This window comes from Lactiplantibacillus fabifermentans DSM 21115 (assembly GCF_000498955.2).
GTDB classification, from domain to species: Bacteria; Bacillota; Bacilli; order Lactobacillales; family Lactobacillaceae; genus Lactiplantibacillus; species Lactiplantibacillus fabifermentans.
In genome coordinates, this window is the sequence record NZ_AYGX02000159.1 from 1 (window position 1) to 23,368 (window position 23,368).

Annotated in this window: 21 protein-coding genes; 15 read left to right on the forward strand and 6 right to left on the reverse strand. The window is 46.1% G+C overall.

From position 1 onward, the window contains the following. Positions 1-219 precede the first annotated feature (219 nt). The 4 genes from ylqF to topA all read left to right on the forward strand — a co-directional run bounded on the left by ylqF (position 220) and on the right by topA (position 4,976). A complete protein-coding gene (ylqF, locus tag DY78_RS13275; protein WP_024623691.1) occupies positions 220-1,077 on the forward strand; it encodes a ribosome biogenesis GTPase YlqF in 858 nt (285 codons plus the stop codon). Beyond that, complete coding sequence (locus DY78_RS13280) at positions 1,070-1,837, forward strand: ribonuclease HII (RefSeq protein ID WP_024623692.1); 768 nt, start codon at positions 1,070-1,072, stop codon at positions 1,835-1,837. Before ylqF ends, DY78_RS13280 begins: the two co-directional genes overlap by 8 nt. A gap of 33 nt (positions 1,838-1,870) precedes the next feature. Next, positions 1,871-2,740: a DNA-processing protein DprA gene (gene dprA / locus DY78_RS13285; protein ID WP_024623693.1), complete on the forward strand. Its 870-nt coding sequence runs from the start codon at positions 1,871-1,873 to the stop codon at positions 2,738-2,740. A gap of 88 nt (positions 2,741-2,828) precedes the next feature. Next, the gene (gene topA, locus DY78_RS13290) at positions 2,829-4,976 is read left to right on the forward strand and encodes a type I DNA topoisomerase (protein WP_024623694.1); all 2,148 of its coding nucleotides are present in this window, start codon (positions 2,829-2,831) and stop codon (positions 4,974-4,976) included. A gap of 687 nt (positions 4,977-5,663) precedes the next feature. On the opposite strand, the gene DY78_RS13295 is transcribed toward topA, so the two are convergent. Beyond that, positions 5,664-7,184: a gluconokinase gene (locus DY78_RS13295; protein ID WP_024623695.1), complete on the reverse strand. Its 1,521-nt coding sequence runs from the start codon at positions 7,182-7,184 to the stop codon at positions 5,664-5,666. Positions 7,185-7,414: 230 nt separating this feature from the next. Here DY78_RS13295 and trmFO point away from each other — a divergent pair, with 230 nt between their 5' ends. The 5 genes from trmFO to DY78_RS13320 are packed head-to-tail and all read left to right on the forward strand — an operon-like array spanning position 7,415 to position 12,626. Next, complete coding sequence (gene trmFO / locus DY78_RS13300) at positions 7,415-8,764, forward strand: FADH(2)-oxidizing methylenetetrahydrofolate--tRNA-(uracil(54)-C(5))-methyltransferase TrmFO (protein WP_024623696.1); 1,350 nt, start codon at positions 7,415-7,417, stop codon at positions 8,762-8,764. Between the two features lie 51 nt (positions 8,765-8,815). After that, on the forward strand, positions 8,816-9,727 hold the full coding sequence (gene xerC / locus DY78_RS13305) for a tyrosine recombinase XerC (RefSeq protein ID WP_029778763.1): 912 nt from the start codon (positions 8,816-8,818) through the stop codon (positions 9,725-9,727). A 16-nt stretch (positions 9,728-9,743) separates the two neighbouring features. Then, positions 9,744-10,286: an HslVU peptidase proteolytic subunit gene (gene hslV, locus DY78_RS13310; RefSeq protein WP_024623697.1), complete on the forward strand. Its 543-nt coding sequence runs from the start codon at positions 9,744-9,746 to the stop codon at positions 10,284-10,286. A 13-nt stretch (positions 10,287-10,299) separates the two neighbouring features. Then, positions 10,300-11,727, forward strand: a complete 1,428-nt coding sequence (hslU, locus tag DY78_RS13315; protein WP_024623698.1) for an ATP-dependent protease ATPase subunit HslU — start codon at positions 10,300-10,302, stop codon at positions 11,725-11,727. A 20-nt stretch (positions 11,728-11,747) separates the two neighbouring features. Beyond that, complete coding sequence (locus tag DY78_RS13320) at positions 11,748-12,626, forward strand: aldose 1-epimerase family protein (RefSeq protein WP_024623699.1); 879 nt, start codon at positions 11,748-11,750, stop codon at positions 12,624-12,626. Positions 12,627-12,809: 183 nt separating this feature from the next. On the opposite strand, the gene plsY is transcribed toward DY78_RS13320, so the two are convergent. Beyond that, on the reverse strand, positions 12,810-13,433 hold the full coding sequence (gene plsY, locus DY78_RS13325) for a glycerol-3-phosphate 1-O-acyltransferase PlsY (RefSeq protein ID WP_024623700.1): 624 nt from the start codon (positions 13,431-13,433) through the stop codon (positions 12,810-12,812). A 365-nt stretch (positions 13,434-13,798) separates the two neighbouring features. Between plsY and parE the strand changes: the two genes are divergently transcribed. The 6 genes from parE (at position 13,799) to msrA (ending at position 21,469) form a co-directional block, all read left to right on the forward strand. Then, on the forward strand, positions 13,799-15,805 hold the full coding sequence (parE, locus tag DY78_RS13335) for a DNA topoisomerase IV subunit B (protein WP_024623702.1): 2,007 nt from the start codon (positions 13,799-13,801) through the stop codon (positions 15,803-15,805). Between the two features lie 12 nt (positions 15,806-15,817). Continuing rightward, positions 15,818-18,268 carry a DNA topoisomerase IV subunit A gene (gene parC / locus DY78_RS13340; RefSeq protein ID WP_024623703.1) on the forward strand — a complete coding sequence of 817 codons (2,451 nt, stop codon included), beginning with the start codon at positions 15,818-15,820 and terminating at the stop codon, positions 18,266-18,268. Positions 18,269-18,448: 180 nt separating this feature from the next. Further along, positions 18,449-19,408: a LysR family transcriptional regulator gene (locus DY78_RS13345; protein ID WP_024623704.1), complete on the forward strand. Its 960-nt coding sequence runs from the start codon at positions 18,449-18,451 to the stop codon at positions 19,406-19,408. A gap of 22 nt (positions 19,409-19,430) precedes the next feature. Beyond that, positions 19,431-20,360, forward strand: coding sequence for a manganese-dependent inorganic pyrophosphatase (locus DY78_RS13350; RefSeq protein WP_024623705.1), 930 nt, complete (start codon positions 19,431-19,433; stop codon positions 20,358-20,360). Between the two features lie 138 nt (positions 20,361-20,498). Further along, positions 20,499-20,930, forward strand: a complete 432-nt coding sequence (msrB, locus tag DY78_RS13355; RefSeq protein ID WP_024623706.1) for a peptide-methionine (R)-S-oxide reductase MsrB — start codon at positions 20,499-20,501, stop codon at positions 20,928-20,930. Between the two features lie 17 nt (positions 20,931-20,947). Next, positions 20,948-21,469 (forward strand): peptide-methionine (S)-S-oxide reductase MsrA, encoded by a 522-nt coding sequence (msrA, locus tag DY78_RS13360; RefSeq protein ID WP_024623707.1) that lies wholly within the window; start codon positions 20,948-20,950, stop codon positions 21,467-21,469. Positions 21,470-21,877: 408 nt separating this feature from the next. On the opposite strand, the gene DY78_RS13365 is transcribed toward msrA, so the two are convergent. The 4 genes from DY78_RS13365 to DY78_RS16680 form a co-directional block, all read right to left on the reverse strand. Then, a complete protein-coding gene (locus DY78_RS13365; RefSeq protein ID WP_024623708.1) occupies positions 21,878-22,144 on the reverse strand; it encodes a hypothetical protein in 267 nt (88 codons plus the stop codon). Positions 22,145-22,246: 102 nt separating this feature from the next. After that, positions 22,247-22,447, reverse strand: coding sequence for a YozE family protein (locus DY78_RS13370; RefSeq protein ID WP_024623709.1), 201 nt, complete (start codon positions 22,445-22,447; stop codon positions 22,247-22,249). A 242-nt stretch (positions 22,448-22,689) separates the two neighbouring features. Beyond that, on the reverse strand, positions 22,690-23,028 hold the full coding sequence (locus tag DY78_RS13375; RefSeq protein ID WP_024623710.1) for a hypothetical protein: 339 nt from the start codon (positions 23,026-23,028) through the stop codon (positions 22,690-22,692). Positions 23,029-23,085: 57 nt separating this feature from the next. Next, the coding region (locus DY78_RS16680; protein WP_235810678.1) for a hypothetical protein at positions 23,086-23,368 on the reverse strand (283 nt) is incomplete at its 5' end.

Below are 23,368 nucleotides of genomic sequence, written 5' to 3' on the forward strand. Positions count from 1 at the left end.
AGGTTATGCTGAACAATTTGTCCAAAAATTCGGATTAAATTTGCAATCTACCTTAAGAATAATTTTTTCATAACGAGTTGACGTTCATCCTGTCACTCGTTTTTTTGTTTTTGTGCGACACTAACCCGCTTAGACTAGCGTTTTACCGCAATTATCGGTATGATGGAAGTTAATGAATCATACAGGTCAACCCCTCAAGGGTGAAAGGAAGATTAACCAATGGCAGGAAATATTCAATGGTACCCAGGACACATGGCTAAAGCCATTCATCAAATCGAAGATAATTTACATTTAGTTGATATTGTTTTTGAATTGGTCGATGCGCGGATCCCTGAAGCCTCTCGGAATCCTGATATCGAAAAAGTAATTCAACAGAAGCCCCATTTATTAATTATGACTAAAAAGGATCTCGCTGATCCGCAACAAACGGCGGCGTGGATCGAACACTATGAAGCGCAAGGCCAAGTGGCGATTGCGGTCGATTCGCGTAACCGCGCGACCGGTAAACAAATTACCCAAGCGGCCACCACGATGTTAGCGGACAAACTCGCAAAAATTGCAGCACGGGGCATTACCAATCGTCCTATTCGTGCGGTTTGTGTGGGGATTCCGAACGTCGGTAAATCGACTTTATTGAACCATATCGTCAATAAAAAGATTGCTAAAGTCGGGGACCGTCCCGGGGTAACGAAAGGCCAACAATGGCTAAAAGCCTCGAATAAATTGGAGATGCTCGATACTCCGGGGATTTTATGGCCGAAATTTGAAGACCAAGTTGTTGGGACGAAGTTAGCGGTGACTGGTGCCATTAAAGAAAATATTTATCCCAATGACGACGTGGCGTTATTCGCTTTAGAATTTTTCAAGACGACTTATCCGACCCGGTTGATGGAACGCTATAAGTTAACGGAAGACCAACTAACTTTGGAAAATCCAGAGCTACTCATGGTGATGACTAAAAATGCTGGGATGCGCGAAGACTGGGAACGGTTCTGTGTGGCCTTCTTGCTCGATATTCGTAAAAGTCGTCTCGGCCGCTATACGTTAGATATTACGGGAGATGGCGCCCATGCCTGAACATACGATTGCGGATTTTAAGCGGTTATTAGCTGACCAGCCGGATGCCGCTATTTTGGCCGCCGCCGCTGCGGATGACCGCAAAGGTGTGCAACAGGCGTATCAGCGTTACTTGAAGCAATTGGCGAAGCAAGAAGCGTTACAAACACGTTTTGACCAGCATATGCAGCTGGAACGAGATTTTTGGGCGGACGGTGGCCAATATGTCGCTGGTATTGATGAAGTTGGTCGCGGGCCATTAGCGGGGCCCGTCGTGACGGCCGCCGTCGTTTTGAACCGGGATTTTAACTTAGTGGAAGTCAACGACTCCAAGCAACTGACGGCCAAAAAGCGGGCGGAACTAATGCCTAAAATTTTAGAACAGGCCGTGTCGGTGAGCTTAGGCGTGGCCGATGCGCAACAAATCGACCAACTAAATATTTATGAAGCGACCCGGGTGGCCATGGCGCAAGCGGTCACTAATTTAACGGTGGCACCGACGTTGTTACTCGTCGATGCGATGCAAATCCCCGTGCCAATCAAACAAACGCGCTTAATTAAAGGTGATGCTAAGAGTGCCAGTATTTCGGCCGCCTCGATTGTGGCGAAAGTCGCGCGGGACCACTTGATGGCAATGTATGATCAAGTGTATCCGGGTTATGATTTCGCCGATAACATGGGTTATGGGACCGCCAAACACTTGGCCGGTCTACAAACGCTTGGAATCACCCCGATTCACCGGCATTCTTTTTCGCCCGTTCAAGATGCAGAAAAGCGTTAATTGCGGAGTTACCCTATGAAGGGGTGATTTTGGATGCAGTTACGCAGTTTATTAATTCGATTATATTTGGCTCATGGGATGACTTATGGCGGTTGTGTCCGTATTTTACGGGCACAGCGGTCTACGGCTGATTTGGTAGTCGCAGCGGCCAAATTAGCTGATTTAGCGCAATTGTCAGTTGCGGCCCGGGCCAAATTCATGCAAGACTGGGATAGTCCCCGGTTACAAAAAGTTTTAGATACGCACCAACATGTCGCTATTTTAACGATTTTAGACCCGGACTATCCGCCGCAATTAATGGCGAGTTATCAACCACCACTAGTACTGTTTATTAGTGGTCAGCGGAGCTTATTAAAGGCGCCACGGATTTTAGCGGTCGTTGGTTCACGGCAAGCCAGCTCGTATGCGCCCACAGTCTTAAAGCAATTATTGCCGGCTTTAGCGACAGAAAACGTGGCGATTGTTAGTGGGCTGGCGGCTGGGGTAGACAGTCAGGCCCAAGCGTTGGCCCTGCAATTAGGATTGCCGACGATTGGGGTGATTGGTACTGGGTTAGACCGGGTGTATCCGCGGGGCAATGATGCCTTACAAACTAACGTTAGTCAGGTCGGCTTATTAATTAGTGAATATCCGTTGGGGACGCCCCCCAAGCGGTACCATTTTCCGGCGCGTAATCGCATCATTGCCGGGCTGTGTCAGACCTTAGTCGTTGTGGAAGCGCGTGAACATTCTGGTAGCTTAATTACCGCGAATTTAGCGTTACAAAACGACCGGAATGTTTTAGCGGTACCTGGACCAATTGACGCCCCGTTGTCGGTCGGTTGTAATCAATTGATCGCTGCGGGAGCCAAATCGGTCTTAAATTCGCGACATATAATAGAAGAGTTTTTACCGATTATTTGACAAGTTGAAACTTTTGAAATATGATTACATGGATTTGCAAGCACCAGATTCATTTAGTTATAAGAAAAAAGTGTAAGGAGCTGATCGAGTGGCTGCTAGTACAACATCATCTAAGCCGGCGGCAAAAAAGAAAACCCCGGCTAAGAAAACTACTACCAAACGTAAAACCCGGGCAACCGGTAAAAAATTGGTGATTGTGGAATCACCATCCAAAGCAAAAACCATTGAAAAATATTTAGGCCGTTCGTATAAGGTCGTGGCCAGTTTAGGTCATATTCGGGATTTACCGAAGAGTAAAATGGGGGTCGACGTCGACAACGACTATGAACCGCATTACATCTCGATTCGGGGTAAGGGTGAAGTCATCAAGGGCTTACGTAAAGAAGCGAAAAAGGCGAAAGCCGTTTATCTCGCATCTGACCCGGACCGTGAAGGGGAAGCCATTGCTTGGCATTTATCCTATTTACTCGGCTTAGACCCCAAAGCCAAAAACCGCGTGGTCTTTAATGAAATAACTAAAGATACCGTTAAAAACGCCTTTAAGGATCCGCGTTCAATTGATATGGATTTAGTGGATGCCCAACAAGCCCGCCGGATTTTAGACCGGTTAGTGGGGTATTCGATTAGTCCATTATTGTGGAAAAAAGTCAAAAAAGGCTTGTCCGCTGGGCGGGTGCAGTCGATTGCTTTAGATTTGATTATTCAACGCGAAAAAGAAATCAAAGCATTCGTGCCGCAAGAATATTGGACGATTGAAAGTGAATTCAAAAAGGGTCGTTCGAAATTCATGGCGAGCTTCTATGGAACTCACGGTAAGAAACAACCGTTAGATGACAACGCCGCCGTGCAAAAGATTTTAGGACAGTTAGACCGCAACGGTGACTTTGATGTCGTTAAAGTGGTTAAAAAGGAACGTAAACGTTTCCCAGCCCCGCCATTTACCACGTCAACGATGCAACAAGACGCTAACCGTAAGTTAAACTTCCGGACGCGTAAGACGATGATGGCGGCCCAACAACTCTATGAAGGAATCAATGTCGGCAAGGACGGTAACGTCGGTTTGATTACGTATATGCGGACCGATTCCACCCGGATTTCTTCCATCGCCAAGCACGAAGCGTCCCAATTCTTGCATAAAGAATATGGCGCTGAATACGCGGCGACTAAACCGGTTAAAGGTAAATTACCAGAAGGCGCCCAAGACGCCCATGAAGCGATTCGCCCATCATCCGTTTTCCGGACACCGGCTAGCATCAAAGATTATTTGACTAAAGACCAATTCCGACTATACCAATTGATCTGGTCACGCTTTGTGGCGAGTCAAATGACGCCAGAAGTGCTCGATACGATGGCCGTAACGATTGACCAAAACGACGTGCAATTCCGGGCGAATGGGTCGAAGACTAAATTTGCCGGGTTCACGAAAATCTACGATAAGACTGAAAAAAATAACGTCTTACCCGATTTAAGTGAAGGCGATGTCGTTAAGTTATCGAAGACGGATCCGCAACAACATTTCACGCAGCCACCGGCCCGTTATTCTGAAGCCAACTTAATTAAAGCGCTCGAAGAAAACGGTGTCGGTCGGCCATCAACGTACGCACCAACGTTGGACACCATCCAACGCCGCTACTACGTGAAATTGGAAGCCCGGCGCTTTATGCCGACCGAGTTAGGCGAAATCGTCAATGACATCATTCAAGAATATTTCCCAGACGTGGTGAATGTTGGTTTCACGGCTGAATTAGAAGAACAACTCGATGCGACCGAAGAAGGTAAAGAAGATTGGGTCAAAGTCGTCGACAGCTTCTATAAGCCGTTCTCCAAAGAAGTCACAACGGCTGAAGAGAGCATGGAAAAAATTCAAATCAAAGACGAGCTCGCTGGGTTCAATTGTGACCTCTGCGGTGCGCCAATGGTGATGAAAATGGGTCGTTATGGCAAATTCTATGCTTGTTCGCGGTTCCCTGATTGCCGCAATACGAAACCAATCGTTAAAGAAATTGGCGTCGTTTGTCCGCAATGTAAAAAAGGTCAAGTCATCGAACGGAAATCCAAGAAGAACCGTATTTTCTATGGTTGTTCCCGGTTCCCAGAATGTGACTTTGTTTCATGGGATAAGCCAATCGGCCGTGATTGTCCTAAAGATGGGCATTACTTAGTCGAAAAGAAGGTCAAGGGCGGTAAACAAGTCCTTTGTCCAAATGGCGATTATTCTGAAAATGTTCAAAAATAGCGCAATATAAAAGGTGGCAGATGAGATTTTTCATCTGCCACCTTTTTGGATGGAATAGGTGCGTGGGTTAGTGGATACTTGCCGCAGTTGACCGACCGTAATTCCATCGTTCTGGGACCGGTCCAAGCCTGAGAAGCGTCTTGGACCTCACTTTTGAGTCCAAAGTTCAGGCCTCAAACGACGTCCGTGCTGTAAACGGGCAAAAAACGTCCGTTAACGACACTTTCAGAACGATTCCATTACGCTCGGCCAACCGCTAATCTCAGCTCAATTTCAAAATAACGTTGAGTGTATGAAATTGTAATTGAACATTTTCAAGAGTGGTTGGGCTAATCAAAAATTAGCCGTTAATAACCAACTTTAACAAAGAATCTTCAAAAATGTCGGTCGCGTTAACAACTGTTACTCACAACTAAATTGATTGTTTTATAAAATAATGCGACTACAATTTGTGGTCGCATCATTTGTATCTGTTGCTATTTATTTTTTGCGGTAATCAAGAAGATGGTGATTAATTCGTATATCAATATCTGAATGATGCCGAGTAGACTGATTGCGGAATCGGGTCGCAGCTAAAACGTTTTTGATTGGGTAACTTTATCTGCCAATGGTAATAAGTTCAATTAGTCATAGCTTTACCAATGTTTGGCCAATTCCGATAATCGGCAGTGGGTTGCCACCGTTTTATTAGCAGTCACGCTGTTCGTTAGCTAGGTCATGATAAACCGGTGCTAATTGGGTGGTCAACTGGTCAAACAAGCCTTGTAAGCGCACGTAATGCGCATGGTTGGCTGCGTCGGGTTGATAGGTCGTTGTGGTCCCAATCATTTGATGAACCGCGGTTAAGTCGTCGACATAGCCGAGCGCTTTGAGGGCGATGACGATGGCTGCTAAGCTGGAACTTTCAAAGCTCTGTGGAATTGTTACTGGTTGGCCTAAGACATCGGTTAAGATTTGGCGCCATAAATCGGAACGGGCAAAGCCCCCAGTGGCACGAATGGCTGTGATGGGACCAGCGGATTTCGTTAAGTTAACGACCGCGTTCAAGTTCATCACGATGCCCTCTAAGACCGCCCGGGCCATTTCAGCCTTGCTCGTCGTGGTGGTCAAGCCAATGAAGGCGCCCCGGGCATCAGCTGTCCACAACGGCGCCCGTTCACCACTGAAGTAGGGTAAACAAAGTAAGCCGTGGGCGCCGACCGGGACTTGTTGCGCGGCGGCGGTGATGGCGTCATAGGGGTCGCGGCCAGCTTGTTGCTCAGCTGCGCTTTCAGTTTGGTCTAATTGGTCGCGAACCCAGCGGAAGATTTGACCGCCATTATTGACGGGGCCACCAACGACCCAATGATGTGGTGCGACATAGTAACAGAACAAGCGGCCTTGCGGGTCCAAATAGGGTTGGTCCGTCATTACCCGAACTGCACCAGACGTCCCGATGGTAATCGCGGCCACGCCCGGTTGGTCAGCGCCCACGCCGAGGTTTGATAAAGCCCCGTCACTGGCGCCCATAATAATTTTAGTCGTCGTGGGTAGGCCAAGTATTTGGGCACTGTGGGGGGTTAAGTGGTCAATCACGGCATCGGTATCCACTAATGGTGGTAATTGGCTGGCAGTGATGTGGGCCCAGTCTAAGGCCGCCGGTTCCCAGTCGAAAGTATGCAAGTTGAATAGCCCAGTCGCATTGGCAATCGAATAATCCATTTGTAATTCAGCGGTTAAGCGCATGATAATGTATTCTTTGATGCCAATCGCCTGATGGGCTTGCGCCAGCAAAGCTGGTTGCGTATCCGCTAACCAGTGCAGCTTGTTTAACGGACTCATCGGGTGAATCGGTGTGCCGGTCGCCGCAAAGATTTGGGCGCCCAATGGTTGTTGTTTAAGCGCAGTGGCGGCCGCCGCCGCGCGATTGTCTGCCCAGGTGATGACGCGTGTCAATGGTTGCCGTTGTGCGTCTAACAAAAGCAAACTGTGCATGGCTGCTGAAAAAGCAATCCCGACGACGGCTTGGCGGTCGATTTTGGCCGTAACTTGTTGAATCGTGGTGACGACGGCTTGCCAAATGTCTTCCGGGTCTTCTTCCGCCATATCCGGGGTGTCGTGGTGTAGTGGATATTCGACGTTGGCGCTAGCGAGCACGTGGCCTTGTAAATCATAGAGCACGGACTTGGTACTCGTCGTGCCTAAGTCAGTCCCAATTAAATAATGCATCGATAAAAACCTCTCTTACTGGTTGCTACCGTCAAGCGGATAGTAATCGGTTACTTAATATAACTATCATGCCATAATTACGGTGCGCCTGCATGTTTTTATCACGCGGTGGCGCTCAGATTAGTGGCGACGAAAGCGAATTATGATTGCGTATTCATACGAAGTTGGGTAGAATGACGACAAGTACTATCAACGGTACGGGTTATTTATATAGAAATGAGGAATTCTGGATGGCATCAATACCAACAGTTAATGTAATCGGCGCCGGGCTAGCTGGCTCGGAAGCCGCCTGGGCAATCGCGAATATGGGCGTCAATGTCCGTATTTATGAAATGCGCCCTAGCAAAATGACACCGGCCCATCATACGGCCCAATTTGCGGAACTGGTTTGTACAAACTCGTTACGTGCCAATCAATTGGCCAATGCGGCCGGCTTGTTAAAAGCTGAAATGCGGCAAATGGATTCCGTTGTGATGGCGTCTGCTGAACATCATGCGGTGCCAGCCGGTGGCGCGTTAGCCGTCGACCGCGAGTCGTTCTCGGCTGAAATCACCGAACAAATTACGGGCTTACCAAATGTGGAAGTCATCAATGAAGAAATTACGAGTTTACCGGCCGGTATCACGGTCGTGGCGACCGGTCCTTTAACGGCGGCTTCGTTAGCGAAGTCGATTCAAGAATTTAACGACGAAGACGATTTACACTTCTTCGATGCGGCTGCGCCTATTTTAACGAAAGATTCCATCGACATGGACAAAGTCTACTTGAAGTCGCGTTATGATCGTGGCGAAGCGGCCTATTTGAACTGCCCGATGACCGAGGAAGAATTTGACGTCTTTTATGACGCCTTGATTCACGCGGAAATGGCGGAAGCCCATGACTTTGAAAATTCTGAAGTATTTGAAGGCTGTATGCCAATTGAAGTCATGGCGCAACGTGGTCGGCAAACGATGTTATTCGGGCCGTTGAAACCGGTTGGCTTGGAAGACCCAAAGACGGGTAAACAACCATTTGCCGTGGTCCAATTGCGCCAAGATGATGCGTCTGGTGAATTGTTCAATATTGTCGGCTTCCAGACCCATTTAAAGTGGGGCGAACAAAAACGCGTTTTCCGGTTGATCCCCGGGTTAGAAAATGTGGAATTTGTTCGTTACGGGGTCATGCATCGTAACACGTTCATGAAGTCACCGAAACTATTACAACCAACTTATCAAACCCAACAACGCCCCGACTTGTTTTTTGCCGGTCAAATGACGGGGGTCGAAGGGTATATCGAAAGTGCGGCCAGTGGGATTGTGGCTGGGACCAATGCGGCGCGCTTAGCGTTAGGCTTAGACCCCGTGGTGTTCCCAACGGATACGATGATGGGGGCAATGGCACATTATATCACCCATACGAATGCCAACCATTTCCAACCGATGAATGCCAACTTCGGGATTATGCCGAAATTGAAACAGCGGATTCGTGATAAACGCGAGCGTAATACCGCTATTTCGGAACGGGCTATCGCGGATTTAGCGACTTTTAAAGCGACTGAATTGAATTTAACGACCGTTAACGCCGATGACCAAGGCGCTTAATTGTGTTTTCCTCCATACTTTGCTAAAGTAGCAACGTATGGAGGTTTTTTTATGGAAGCAGAGTATTTAGACTTATTTCTCAAGTACATTCGTGTCGAGCGTCAGTACTCGGAAGAAACGGCCGCTGCTTACCGTGAAGATATTCAAGCTTTTAATGATTTCTTAACGGCAAACGGCGGTGCGAAAGCGTATACTGAAGTTGACCACTTGGATGTGAACGTTTACTTGAGTGCGCTGTATGATCGCCATTTAACGCGTAATTCGATTGCGCGGAAAGTTTCCAGCTTACGGTCGTTCTATAACTTTTTAGTTAAAAACGACTTAGCGAAAACCAATCCGTTCGTCTACGTGCAATTAAAAAAACACGCGGCCCGGTTACCACGATTCTTTTATCAAAAAGAGCTCGACGTGTTATTTAAGACGGTGTACGCCGATGACACGGTCATGGGAACCCGGAACGCGGCCTTGTTGGAAGTTTTGTACGGGACCGGCATTCGGTTGAGCGAATGTGTCGACTTACAGTTGGCGGATATTGATTTTGATCTCAAAATGATGCTGATTCGTGGGAAAGGTGATAAAGAGCGGTATGTGCCCTTTGGTCGCTATGCTGCGACGGCCTTGCAGCACTACTATGACCAGTGTCGGACGCCCGTCATGGCTAAGTATGACCAACAGCATCATACCGTGTTTATTAATCGCCACGGCGGCGCGATTACCGGTGGTGGCATCGAATATGTGCTCAATCAAATCGTCAAAAAGAGCAGCTTAACGGCGGATATCCATCCGCATATGCTGCGCCACACGTTTGCCACCCAGATGTTGAACAACGGGGCGGATTTGCGGACGGTCCAAGAATTATTGGGCCATACGAGCTTATCGACGACGCAAATCTATGCGCACGTCACCAAAGAACATTTACAGCAAGATTATCGTAACTTTTTCCCACGGGCGACCCGGGAATAATTAAAGGAGAACTGATATGACAGTGAAATTTGAAGCAACTACTATTTGTGCCGTTCGTCAAAACGGTCATAATGCCATGGCCGGTGATGGCCAAGTAACCATGGGCGAAAAAGTCGTTATGAAAGGGACTGCTCATAAAGTACGCCGGATTTACAACGATCAAGTCGTGGTCGGCTTTGCCGGCAGTGTCGCCGATGCGTTCAACTTGGAAGATCGTTTTGAAAAGAAACTCAACGAATACTCCGGCAACTTGCAACGTGCGGCGGTCGAATTAGCCCAAGAATGGCGTTCCGACCAAGCTTTGCAAAAATTGGAAGCTTTACTAATTGTGATGGATAAAGATGAAATGTTGTTAGTTTCTGGGAGCGGTGAAGTCATCACACCTGATAACGATGTGTTAGCGATTGGTTCTGGTGGTAACTTCGCGTTAGCGGCTGCCCGTGCGATGCAAATGCATACGACCGACATGTCAGCTAAAGATATTGCCGAAGCCGCCATCAATATCGCCGGTGACATCGATATCTTCACCAACCACAACGTCATCTCAGAAACCTTATAAAAGGAGTATCGTCATGGAAGAAATCAATAAGACCCCTAAACAAATTGTTGCGGCGTTAGATAATTACGTGATTGGCCAAGGTGCCGCTAAAAAAGCCGTCGCCATTGCCTTACGCAACCGTTATCGCCGGATGGAATTATCCGCTGATATGCAAGAAGAAATCACCCCGAAAAACATGTTAATGATCGGACCTACCGGGGTCGGGAAAACTGAAATCGCCCGGCGCTTAGCTAAAATCGTGCATGCACCTTTCGTTAAGGTGGAAGCCACCAAATTCACGGAAGTCGGTTACGTTGGTCGTGATGTCGAATCAATGGTCCGCGACTTAGTCGATGTGGCCATTGAAATGGAAAAAGACCAAGCCTATTCCAACGTGCGTTCAAGTGCGGTTCGAGCGGCTGACAAACGGTTAGTGAAGTTATTAGTGCCAGCTGAAAAGAAGCAAAATAACCGTAATAATGGCAACGATTTCCAAAACATGATGAGCATGTTGAATCAAATGCAAAGCGGCCAAATGCCTAATGCTGACGATAGCAGTAACGAAGAAGTTACGGACGATGTGCGTAATCAACGGTTGTCGGTTGCTGACCAACTCAAAAACGGGTTGTTAGAAGATTCCGAAGTGACCATCGAAATGGATGACCCCCAAGCAGCGGCAGCCGGTGCGGGTAATAGCAATATGCTCGGCCAAATGGGGATTGACTTAGGTGACACCCTCGGTCAAATCATGCCTAAGAAGCGGATCAAGCGGACGATGCCCGTCGCGGAAGCCCGTGAAATCTTAGTTAAAGAAGAATCTGAAAAGCTCGTCAATAGTGCCGATATTTATCACGATGCGATTGTCCGGGCCGAAAATACCGGGATTATTTTCATCGACGAAATTGATAAAATTACCGGTGGTGGCCAACAAAACTCCGGCGAAGTTTCGCGTGAAGGGGTCCAACGTGACATCTTACCAATCGTCGAAGGTTCCCAAATCTCAACGAAGTACGGTCCCATCAATACGGATCATATCTTATTCGTGGCTTCCGGGGCCTTCGCGGAAAGCAAGCCCAGTGATTTGATTGCCGAATTACAAGGCCGGTTCCCAATTCGGGTCGAATTAGACGACTTGAGTAAAGATGACTTCGTTAAGATTTTAACGGAACCCAAGAATGCCTTGATTAAGCAATACATCGCGTTGATTGGGACTGATAATATCAAAGTGACCTTCACGATTGAAGCTGTCGAAGCGATTGCTGGAATTGCGTATAAAGTCAATCATGAAACCCAAAACATTGGTGCCCGGCGTTTACACACCGTCTTAGAAAAGCTTTTAGAAGAATTGTTATATGAAGGGCCCGACATGGAAATGGGCGAAGTGACGATTACTGAAAGCTACGTCAATGAACGCATTGGTAATATTGCCAAGGATAAAGATTTAAGTCGTTACATTCTTTAATAAAAAAGGAGTTAGGGTTAATGACAGTTGAATTAAAAAATGCGTACTTAACCGTACAAATTAATGAAGCCGGCGCGGAACTGAGCAGTGTCAAGTCGGCGGACGGTATTGAATATATGTGGCAAGCTGATCCAAAGTTTTGGGGTCGCCACGCGCCCGTCTTGTTTCCAATTGTGGGACGCTTAAAAGATGATCAATATACGGTCGCTGGTCAAAGCTATCACATGGGTCAACATGGTTTTGCTCGTGATAACGACTTCAGTGTCGTGGAACACAGCGAAACCAAAGCCGTCTTAGAATTCACAGATAGTAGTGCGACGCGGGAAGTCTATCCATTTGCCTTCCGGTTACGCTTGATTTATGAATTGGCGGACCATGAATTAAAGGTGGGTTATGAAGTGCATAACCCAGCCAATCACGACTTATTGTTTGCCGTCGGTGGTCATCCGGCCTTTAACGTGCCATTAGCGACGCCGGAAGCCACGTTGGCCAATTACAGCGTCACGGTGGCACCTAAAGGGGTCTATTCACACATTCCGTTAAAAGCCCCATTAAACGATGCGGCTAACGCGACGGACCTCGATTTAACGAAGCCCTTAGCATTGACGCGGGACTTGTTTAAAGACGATGCGATCATCTTAGACTTGAAGCATCAAGAAACAACCTTGATGCTCGGCACCGATATGGACGACCATGGGGTAGCGATGACGATTGAAGATGCGCCATACGTTGGGATGTGGTCACCATATCCTGACGACGCCCCATTCGTTTGTTTAGAACCATGGTGGGGCATTGCCGATAATGTCGATGCTGATGGCCAATTAAGCCATAAGATGGGCATTAACCGGTTAGCAGCCAACCAAACGTTCAATGCGCAATACGCTGTTAAATTCTTCTAAAGTTCACTAAAAATTGTGGTTAGTAATTAAACTAGCCACAATTTTTTTATATCTATATGATCATATTCAAAAGTAACGTGTTACTTTAACTAAATGGTAAAACCACCAACCCACAGCAACTAGCTTAGCGTACTTCCGATAAATAAGCCACAAAAAAAGCCGCCCGCCGACGACTCCTTAAGTTTATTTCGATTTTGATTGCCGCCGATGATAGCCGACGCCAAATGGGACCATTGATTCCGTACCAGCTTTGATACGGCCGATATTAGTACGATGCCGATAAAAGATGAAGATGGTTAAGACCACGGCTACGACTGATAAAATTGGGTCACGGTAGCCGAAGATGGCAATCAAACTAACGATGGTCAGTGAAGCCATACTTGCAACACTCACCATGCTGGTTAGGTAAACTAACGAAAACATGATGGCACTGGCAATTAAGAAGAATTCCCAATTGTACGCTAGCAAGATACCGGCACTGGTTGCGACAGCCTTGCCACCTTTAAAGCCAATGTAGATGGAGAATGTATGGCCTAAAATTGCGGCGAGTCCAACTAGCAATGTGTAGCGGTTAGACATGTGATACAACACGACCGGCTGCGCGGCAGCCAGGGTGCCTTTTAAAATATCCATTGCCATCACAATGGTTCCCGCGGTGGGGCCTAAGACCCGGTAAGTATTGGTGGTCCCGATATTACCACTACCGGCATCTCGAATATCGGTATGAAAGAACAGCTTGCCAATAATGACACCCGAAGGAATCGAGCCTAACAAGTAGGCGACGATCAGCATGATAACTATTTTCACGATGATTTCCTCCCGCAATAGAGTCGACTAATATTTTAGCATGCTTTGCTAGATTTTGTTTAAAAAGTTTTAAGTTGACAAAAAATACGTGCACTGATTACAATAGACAACGAACAAATGTTCGGTTACGGCTAAAAGCATTTTAATAATTTTAAAGGAAACTTTAGTTAAAATACAAGTGAAGTGGGCCTTAAAATTCGCCTGACCAACATTTTTAATGATAAAAATGCGTGAAATTGGCGTTTGCTGTGCTATAATCAATTTTGCATGGTTTGCGATAGCGGTCTCAAAGGCCGGTAGACAAGCCGATGACACGTCGCCATTAAATAATGTGCGCAATTGAATCATAAAGGAGCAACTTTTGAATGGCAAAAAAGACACAACAATATGATGATTCTTCAATTCAAGTGCTTGAAGGATTAGAAGCTGTTCGGAAACGACCTGGGATGTATATTGGGTCAACGGATGGCCGTGGGTTACACCATTTAGTTTATGAAATTGTCGATAACGCGGTCGATGAAGCGTTGGCGGGTTACGGTAAAGAAATTAACGTGATCATTCATGCGGATAATAGCATCACCGTCGTTGACCATGGGCGCGGGATGCCAGTTGGGATGCATGCGTCGGGAATTCCAACGCCCGAAGTTATCTTAACGGTCTTGCACGCTGGTGGTAAATTCGGTCAAGGTGGCTATAAGACATCCGGGGGCCTCCATGGGGTCGGTGCCAGTGTCGTTAACGCCTTGTCAACGGAATTAACCGTCACGATTGTGCGGGATGGTTATCGTTACCAAGAAAAGTTTAAAGATGGCGGTCATCCAGTTGGCACGTTAGAAAAGAAAGGTAAGACTAACAAGCCGACTGGGACGACGATGACGTTTAAACCAGACGCGAGCATCTTTACGACGACGGTTTATAATTTCCAAACGTTAGCGGAACGGTTACGCGAATCCGCCTTCTTGTTAAAGGGTGTTAAAATCACGCTGACGGACGAACGCGAGAACCAGGAACAAGAGCTCGTTTTCCACTATGAAGATGGTATCAAAGCTTTTGTGGGCTATTTAAATGAAGATAAGGACACCCTAGGCGATGTGATGTTCTTTGACGGCACTAAAGAAGGTGTCGAAGTGGAAGTAGCCGCTCAATATAATGACGGTTATTCTGAAAACTTGTTGTCGTTTGTCAACAATGTGCGGACGCCAGATGGTGGGACACATGAAGCGGGGTTCCGCAGTGCTTGGACTAAAGCGTTCAACGAATATGCCCGTAAAGTTGGGTTATTAAAAGATAAAGACAAAAATTTAGAAGGCTCCGATGTGCGTGAAGGGTTATCCGCCGTGATTTCATTGCGCGTGCCGGAAAACCTCTTACAATTTGAAGGCCAGACTAAGGAAAAACTTGGGACCCCAGAAGCGCGGACTATCGTGGATAACGTGGTCAGCGAACAACTCCAATTCTTCTTAATGGAAAATGGGGAGTTTGCCCAAATGTTGATCCGCAAGTCGACTAAAGCGCGGCAAGCCCGCGAAGCCGCTCGTAAAGCGCGTGACGAAAGTCGTAATGGTAAGAAACGTCACAAGCAAGAACGGTTGCTGTCAGGGAAATTAACGCCCGCGCAATCGAAAAATGCCAAACGCAACGAACTCTTCTTAGTCGAAGGGGATTCGGCCGGTGGTTCTGCTAAACAAGGCCGTGACCGGAAATTTCAAGCCATCTTGCCATTACGGGGGAAAGTTTTGAATACCGAAAAGGCCAAATTACAAGACATCGTGAAGAATGAAGAAATCAACACGATGATCTATACGATTGGCGCCGGGGTCGGGACTGATTTTGACATTAAGTCGAGTAACTATGACAAAGTCATCATTATGACCGATGCCGATACCGATGGGGCCCATATCCAAATCTTGCTACTAACCTTCTTTTATAAGTACATGCGGCCAATGATTGATGCGGGGAAGATTTATATCGCCTTACCACCACTCTATCGCCTCCAAAAGAAGCAAGGTAAGCAAATGCGGACCGAATACGCTTGGACCGATGAAGAATTAGCCTTACGGACGAAGACGTTTGGTAAAGGCTATGCCTTACAACGGTACAAAGGGCTCGGGGAAATGAACGCGGAACAATTATGGGAAACGACCATGGATCCGGAAAAACGGACCTTAGTACGCGTGCGTATTGACGATGCGGCCTTAGCTGAAAAGCGGGTCACCACGTTAATGGGTGACAAAGTCGAACCGCGGCGGAAGTGGATTGAAAGTAACGTGCACTTCAGCTTAGATGAAGATGGCTCAATTTTAGATAATGAAGCGGTTAGTTCGGCGCATGAACAAGCCGATGAAGAATTAGCCCAACAATTGAAAAAATAAGGAGGTCGCGATATGGCAGTTGAACAACCTAAGATTCAAGAGTTGACGCTCGAAGACGTCATGGGCGACCGCTTTGGCCGTTACTCAAAATATATTATTCAAGAACGGGCGTTACCTGATATTCGTGACGGGTTAAAACCCGTGCAACGGCGAATCTTGTACGCCATGAACCAAGACGGTAACACGTATGACAAAGGCTTCCGGAAGTCGGCTAAATCTGTCGGGAACGTCATGGGTAACTTTCACCCCCATGGGGACTCGTCGATTTATGAAGCGATGGTCCGGTTAAGCCAAGATTGGAAATTACGCGAACCATTAATTGAAATGCATGGGAACAATGGGTCAATGGATGGGGATCCGGCGGCCGCGATGCGGTATACCGAAGCGCGCTTGAGTAAGATTGCCGGTGAAATGTTACAAGACATCGATAAAAAGACCGTTGATATGGTCTTAAACTTTGATGACACGGAATATGAACCAACCGTCTTACCCGCCCGTTTTCCTAACTTACTCGTCAATGGTGCGACGGGGATTTCGGCGGGGTACGCCACGGAAATTCCACCGCACAATTTGACGGAAGTCATTGACGCCATTTTATTCTTAATGAATCATCCCAAAGCCGAATTAGCTGATTTGATGGACTTTGTTAAAGGACCAGATTTTCCAACTGGCGGGATTATTCAAGGGATTGATGGCATCAAGAAGGCTTACGAAACTGGTCGTGGGCGCATCGTTGTGCGTTCTAAAACGCAAATCGTGCCACTAAAAGGGAATAAGTCGCAAATCGAAATTTCTGAAATTCCTTATGAAGTAAATAAAGCGCAATTAGTCAAAAAGATGGACGAAATTCGCATTATGAAGAAAATCGAAGGGATTGCGGAAGTTCGTGATGAAAGTGACCGCCAAGGGTTATCAATCGTCGTTGAATTGAAGCGTGACGTCAATGCGGAAGGTATTTTAAACTACTTGTTTAAAAATACCGACTTACAAATCACGTATAACTTCAACATGGTCGCTATTTATCATCAACGGCCCGAACATGTTGGCTTAAAGACGATCTTAACGGCTTACTTGGAACATCAACGCGATGTCATTACACGCCGGACCCAATTCAACTTGAAGAAGGCCGCTGACCGGCAACATATCGTTGAAGGCTTGATCAAGGCGATGTCGATTTTAGACCAAGTAATCAAGACTATCCGTGGTAGTAAAGACAAAAAAGATGCCAAGCAAAACTTAGTCGCGCAATTTGACTTTACGGAATTACAAGCGGAAGCTATCGTCACCATGCAACTGTATCGGTTGACGAATACCGACGTAACGCAGCTCGAAAAAGAAGCTGATGAATTAGCTAAAGCCATTGCGACTTATCACTCCATCTTGGAACAACCTAAGGAATTGGATAAAGTTCTCCGGCGTGAGCTGAAGGCGATTCAAAAAGCTTATCCAACGGCACGGTTGACTGAAATTCAAGACGAAATCCAAGAAATTAAGATTAAGACGGAAGTCGTCGTACCACAAGAAGACGTCGTGGTGATGATTAGTCATGATGGCTATATCAAACGGACGAGTTTGCGGTCATACACGGCTTCCGACACCGATGATAATGGCTTGAAGGATGAAGATTTCCCGATTTACTTAGCCAAAAATAATACGCTCGATCATTTAATGATGTTCACCAACTTAGGCCACTTGATTTATCGGCCGGTCTACGAAATTACTGATGCCAAATGGAAAGATACCGGCGAACATATCTCGCAAACGATTGGCTTAGCTGATAATGAACGCATTACCTGGGTCTTTGACTTTGGGTCATTAAAAGAAACGGGTAAGTTTTTAGTTGCCACTAATGATGGTTACATTAAGCAAACTGACTTTGCAGATTACACGCCTGGTCGAACTTACAAGACCCGGGCTAGCCAGTTTATTAAACTGAAGTCGGCAACGGCTGAAGTCGTGACGGTTAAGTACTTGCCAAGTGCGCCGACGGGGACCTTAGTGCTCGTCACGCAACACGGCTATGGCTTACGGTATGATTTAAGTGAAGTTCCAACAATTGGTGCCAAGGCTGTGGGGGTCAAATCAATGGACTTACGCGATGACGCGATTGTCCGAGCTACGATTGCCCAAGACAATGATTTAATTGCCATGATTACGCAACGTGGGTCATTTAAGAAGATGAAAGTGGCAGATATTCCCGTCACGAGTCGCGCTCGTCGTGGGGTGCAAGTCTTACGAGAATTAAAGAATAATCCGCACCGTGTGGCCGACTATCTCTTAATTGACAGTCAGCAAAGTGGGGTCGCTTTAGAAGTCCTGACCGACCACTTGAAACGGCATTCAATCTTGAGTGACGATCATCCGGTCAGTGCCCGGTATTCCAACGGTTCCTTCGTCATTGATACGGATATCGAAGGGGTACCAGTCGCGATGCAACTGCACCCAATTCCATTAACTGTCTAAGTTTGTTCGTCAACGCTTGCAAGCAACTAATGATTAGCTTAAGATAAAATCAAGGTCAGTTTTATTTAATAATTAGTAAAGCTTTATTTGCGGATAACAATCGCTTGCTTTCAATCTAAATCTTGTTTAAGATTATAGATATCATAAGATGATGATAAGACGAAAGGATCAGGTAAATTCATGAAAACAACTCAAGAAAGTATTTTCTCTTCAAAGACTTTGACCTATTTCTTGCAATTGGCTGAAACTATGAATTATACACAGGCGGCACAAATCTTGGGCATCACCCAGCCAGCCTTAACGCAACAAATTAAAAAGTTGGAACGCACAGTGGGTGCGCCACTCTTTTATTCCGTTGGGAAGAAGCTCCGACTCTCCGATGCTGGTTATACGATGTTAAATGCGACCCATAGCATTTACAACGTGTTGAATAAGGCAACTGACGAAATTCAACAAACCACGAGTGCCACGCAAGGATCCATCAATATCGGGATTTTAGCTTCGATTGAGGACCATGTGTTTGAAGACTTTGCAATCAAGTATTACGAAGCCAATCCGAATGTCATCATTTCTTTCCACATGTTAACGCGGAAAGAAATCTGGGAACGTTTGGAAAATAACCGGATTGATTTAGCCGTGATGTACTTACCAGACGAAAGCATCAAAAACTGGAAGCCATACCAATCAAAACGGATTATTCAAGACGAGCTCCTCTTTATTACAAGCGACCCGAAGCAAGCGAAGAAAAAGCGGATTAAGTTTAAGGATACGACTGGTGAACCATGGGCCATGTATCCCGAAAACTACTACTTGGATCAAGTGATCAAAGAATCTTACAAGAATCAATTAGCTGATTTACCAACAGCGGTGGCGCGTTTCACCACACCACAACAAATCTTTAGATTCGTTGCGGCTACGGGCACGAATACGGCATTACCAAATTCATTTATGGTTGCCAATCCCGCCGCTGAAAACTTACACACGGTTTCATTTGAACCGGCGATTAAGTTTGATTTGAACTTCGTCTTCCGTCAAGATAAGGATCAAATTCCACGGATCAAGAACTTCTTGGACGAATTTGATAACTACTTGCGGTCCGAAGATTATATTTCACGGTTACAAAAAATTAATCAAAAATAGCATTTGAAGGAGTTATTTACTAATGAGTAAAGAATTAGTTTTTGGCCACCAAAGTCCCGATACGGATGCCATCGTGGCTGCCAAAGCATTTTCATATTTAGAAAATAAGTTAGGGGCCGACACTGAAGCAGTTGCTTTAGGCGAACCTAACGAAGAAACCCAATTCGTTTTGAACCACTTTAACGAACCAGCCCCACGGGTCATTGAAAAGGCTGCTCCTGAAGTAGATTCAGTTATGTTAGTTGACCACAACGAACCACAACAAAGTGTTAGCGATATCGCTGACGTGACGGTTAGCCACGTGGTTGACCATCACCGGATTGCTGGTTTTAACACGGCCCAACCATTGTTCTACCGCGCTGAACCACTTGGCTGCTGCAGTACCGTAATTTACAAGTTGTTCAAAGAAAACAACGTTGAAATTCCGGCTAAGTTAGCTGGTTTGATGCTTTCAGCAATCATTTCAGACACGTTGTTATTGAAGTCACCAACTACGACTGAAACTGATGTTGCCGTCGTTAAAGACTTAGCTAACATTGCTGATGTTGATTACGAAACTTATGGTTTAGAAATGCTCAAAGCGGGGACTAACTTAGCAAGCAAGAGCGAAACTGAATTAATCGACGCTGACGCTAAATCATTTGAATTAAATGGTTCAACGGTACGGGTTGCGCAAGTTAACACCGTTGACTTAGCGGAAGTCTTAGATCGTCAAGCTGCTTTTGAAGCCGCTGCTAAAGACGAAAACGCGGCTAACGGTTATGACTTATTCTTAATCTTAGCGACGAACATCTTAGACAGCAACTCTGAATTAATCGTCGTGGGTGCACCTACTGCTCCAGTTGAAGCAGCCTTCGGTAAGAAGCTTGAAAACAACCGCTTAAACTTACCTGGTGTCGTTTCACGTAAGAAGCAAGTCGTACCACCATTGACTGACGCCTTCAATGCATAATCATTAGGTCTAAAAACGTTCACTGATTAAATTCGGTGAACGTTTTTTGTGTACGAGCAAATTAGTTGTTTAGGGCAGGGATGAAGTGTACTATGAATAATGAATTGTGTACAATCTATTTAACAGGAGGTCCCCAAGATGACTAAAGATACCGATGATTTACGGGCGCGTTTAACGCCTGAACAGTATGCTGTAACCCAAGAAGCCGCCACCGAACGCCCGTTTAGTGGTGAATACGATGACTTCTACCAGGCGGGGATTTATGTGGACGTGGTCAGTGGTGAACCATTGTTTAGTTCGACGGATAAATATGACGCGGGCTGTGGTTGGCCATCGTTTACCAAACCCATTGACCAACTCGATGAACATTATGATGACGCCTATGGCATGCACCGGACCGAGGTTTTGAGTCCCCAGGGCCAATCACATTTGGGCCATGTCTTTACGGATGGGCCGACTGAAGCTGGTGGCTTGCGCTATTGTATTAATTCGGCGGCGTTAAAGTTTATTCCGGTGGCGGATTTAGCCGCAGCCGGTTATGGCCAATATGCGCAATTATTTAAGGCTTAATCAGAGAGGGTGATAAGATGGACGCGACAGCAGTTTTCGCTGGTGGTTGTTTCTGGTGTATGGTAAAACCATTTGATAGCCTACCAGGCATTAAAAAGGTCATTTCAGGGTATACGGGTGGCACGGTTGCCAATCCGACTTATGAGCAAGTAGCGAGCCACACGACTGGCCACACCGAAGCAGTTCAGATTACGTATGATCCGGGCGTGATTAGTTATGCGCAATTGGTCGAAATTTATTGGCGACAAACTGATCCGACTGACGCGATGGGCCAATTTCAAGATCGTGGTGATAGTTATCGCCCGGTGATTTTTGTGAATAATGATGAGGAACGTGCGATTGCAACGGCCTCACGTGATCGGTTGGCAGCGAGTGGGACCTTTGATAAGCCCATTGTGACTCAAATTGAAGCCACCCAGCCGTTTTATCCCGCTGAAGCTGAACATCAAGATTTTTACCGCCGTAATCCCTGGCGCTACCAGATTGAAGAAATGGGCGGTCGGGAACAGTTCATCAAAACCCATTGGTCCAATGATTAAAGAAACATACTAAAATTTTCGGATACTGATCAATTGCCGCTTCCTGTCAGTAGTAATTCCAGTAGCCGTGGCGACCAGTTTGAGCCTGAGAAGCGGTCTCGAACTTCACTTTGAAGCTTGGCACAAACCGCCAATCTTCAAAGATGTCGGTGCTGTAAATGTCGGAAAAACCACCGTGTTTAACACCACTTGCACGGCGACTTCCATTACTACTGACCTCGAGCTAAATTGCGACTATCATTAAAACACAATAAGGGAGCCACCACTAACAAAAGAATAGTGGTAGCTCCCTTATTCGTACTGTTTAAATAATACGTGTCATTCAGCCAAGACAACCCGGAAACAGGTTAACTTGCTGGAGGTCAACGTTCGAAGACTTTTTGTGTCCCAGAGCTAATCTTAGATGTTTTAATACCGGTCATGTCGTGCCAGTCGTTGATTTAGCCAGCGAAAACTAGCAATAATTGCAAAAAATAACAGCCAGGACCCGGCAATAATGATTAGCGTCAGGCCTAAAATTCCCCAACGTTCGCCGGTCGTACCAACTAGCCAATTGTCAACTAAACCTAGCAACAATGGGCGTCCCAGTAGCCAATCAATTGGAATTGAAATCAGTATGAAGCCCAGATCAATTTTTAGCCAAGTTAGCGCATCAAATGCGGAACGTTTAAGCATGTGAAATTCCCCCCTGAGCTAAATATAAACGATTTCATATTGTAAGTCTAGCTAAAAAAAGCACGTCTAGCTTTACGCTAAACGTGCAGTAGTGGGCCCATACTAGGCCGCTCGATAAGCATCTAATGCAGAGTAAAATGATTTCTTAACCGTATCCCGGGTATTCAAGTAAGTAATATAATCGGACAATTCACTGACATCACTAGTTAAAGGAAAATCGAAATCCGAATGGGCGTACACGGCCGCCGTATAATAGGGACCGTGTTGGTTAAGAAATGGTTCAAGCCAGCGATAAAAAGTCATCTGAGTCATCCTTTCAAAATTTGTAACAGCAACGATTCAATATATACAGTGTACGAGGGTTAAAGGTTGTTGTACAGGGGTTTTGAAGGTTCTTAACTTACTAGATAAGGTAATGTAACGGTTGTAAATAAATTGCAACACGGTAAATGAAACGCAACGTTATGTAACCAACCGCCTGAACAATTAAAAAATGCTGCCACATTATTTTATCAATAAGTGTGGCAGCATTTGGCGCGATTCTTTTATGGATTCAAGCCATGTTCTAAGCGATATTGAGTCTGTTTTTCACCAGAAGTTTTCATATCATCAGGGGTGCTTTGTAACGCTTTAAGTTTGGACATCCCGTCATGTTCCATCTTATATAGCGCTGGTGATTCACCATATTTGTTCAAGAATCCAGTTAACGTATTTTCATCCATCGAGATTGATGATCCGGCGCTATTGGTCGCAGAGGTCGCATTAGCTTGACTGCTGGCGCTAGCAGCAGCTTGCGAACTGCTACTGGCCGCAGCTACGGATGCTGAATTCGCGCTGGCTTGTACTGCCGCTTGTGAACTGCTGGCACTAGCAGCTTTAGCCACGCTAATTGAAGTGGCTTGGGCCTTTTTTTCAGAACTAGCTTTAGCCCGTCTGCTGGCTTACCGCTGACTGCTAGCTTTTGACTGGCTAATGGATTTAGCGTGGGCCTGTTGTTTAGCTTTACGACTGCTAGCAGCCTGACTTGAGTGCTTGGTAGCAGTATTGGTACTTTGGCGGTTCCCACAAGCCTTCAAAGTTAGCATGGTGACTAGTAGTACCCCAATTAGTCGTTTGGATTGCATTTGATCTTCCTCCAAGTAATATTTAATACTGACCAACAATACGGTATTGGTAGATTGTAAAATTAATCCGAACGCTGTTCGGACAAAAAAGATCAGCTTC

Coding starts and splice junctions, on each gene's coding strand:
- dprA (WP_024623693.1), top strand. CDS start 1,871: ATGCAGTTACGCAGTTTATTAATTCGATTATATTTGGCTCATGGGATG.
- DY78_RS13345 (WP_024623704.1), top strand. CDS start 18,449: ATGAAAACAACTCAAGAAAGTATTTTCTCTTCAAAGACTTTGACCTAT.
- DY78_RS13320 (WP_024623699.1), top strand. CDS start 11,748: ATGACAGTTGAATTAAAAAATGCGTACTTAACCGTACAAATTAATGAA.
- trmFO (WP_024623696.1), top strand. CDS start 7,415: ATGGCATCAATACCAACAGTTAATGTAATCGGCGCCGGGCTAGCTGGC.
- xerC (WP_029778763.1), top strand. CDS start 8,816: ATGGAAGCAGAGTATTTAGACTTATTTCTCAAGTACATTCGTGTCGAG.
- parE (WP_024623702.1), top strand. CDS start 13,799: ATGGCAAAAAAGACACAACAATATGATGATTCTTCAATTCAAGTGCTT.
- DY78_RS13365 (WP_024623708.1), bottom strand. CDS start 22,144: ATGCTTAAACGTTCCGCATTTGATGCGCTAACTTGGCTAAAAATTGAT.
- DY78_RS13350 (WP_024623705.1), top strand. CDS start 19,431: ATGAGTAAAGAATTAGTTTTTGGCCACCAAAGTCCCGATACGGATGCC.
- hslV (WP_024623697.1), top strand. CDS start 9,744: ATGACAGTGAAATTTGAAGCAACTACTATTTGTGCCGTTCGTCAAAAC.
- parC (WP_024623703.1), top strand. CDS start 15,818: ATGGCAGTTGAACAACCTAAGATTCAAGAGTTGACGCTCGAAGACGTC.
- DY78_RS13295 (WP_024623695.1), bottom strand. CDS start 7,184: ATGCATTATTTAATTGGGACTGACTTAGGCACGACGAGTACCAAGTCC.
- DY78_RS13280 (WP_024623692.1), top strand. CDS start 1,070: ATGCCTGAACATACGATTGCGGATTTTAAGCGGTTATTAGCTGACCAG.
- hslU (WP_024623698.1), top strand. CDS start 10,300: ATGGAAGAAATCAATAAGACCCCTAAACAAATTGTTGCGGCGTTAGAT.
- DY78_RS13370 (WP_024623709.1), bottom strand. CDS start 22,447: ATGACTTTTTATCGCTGGCTTGAACCATTTCTTAACCAACACGGTCCC.
- ylqF (WP_024623691.1), top strand. CDS start 220: ATGGCAGGAAATATTCAATGGTACCCAGGACACATGGCTAAAGCCATT.
- msrB (WP_024623706.1), top strand. CDS start 20,499: ATGACTAAAGATACCGATGATTTACGGGCGCGTTTAACGCCTGAACAG.
- msrA (WP_024623707.1), top strand. CDS start 20,948: ATGGACGCGACAGCAGTTTTCGCTGGTGGTTGTTTCTGGTGTATGGTA.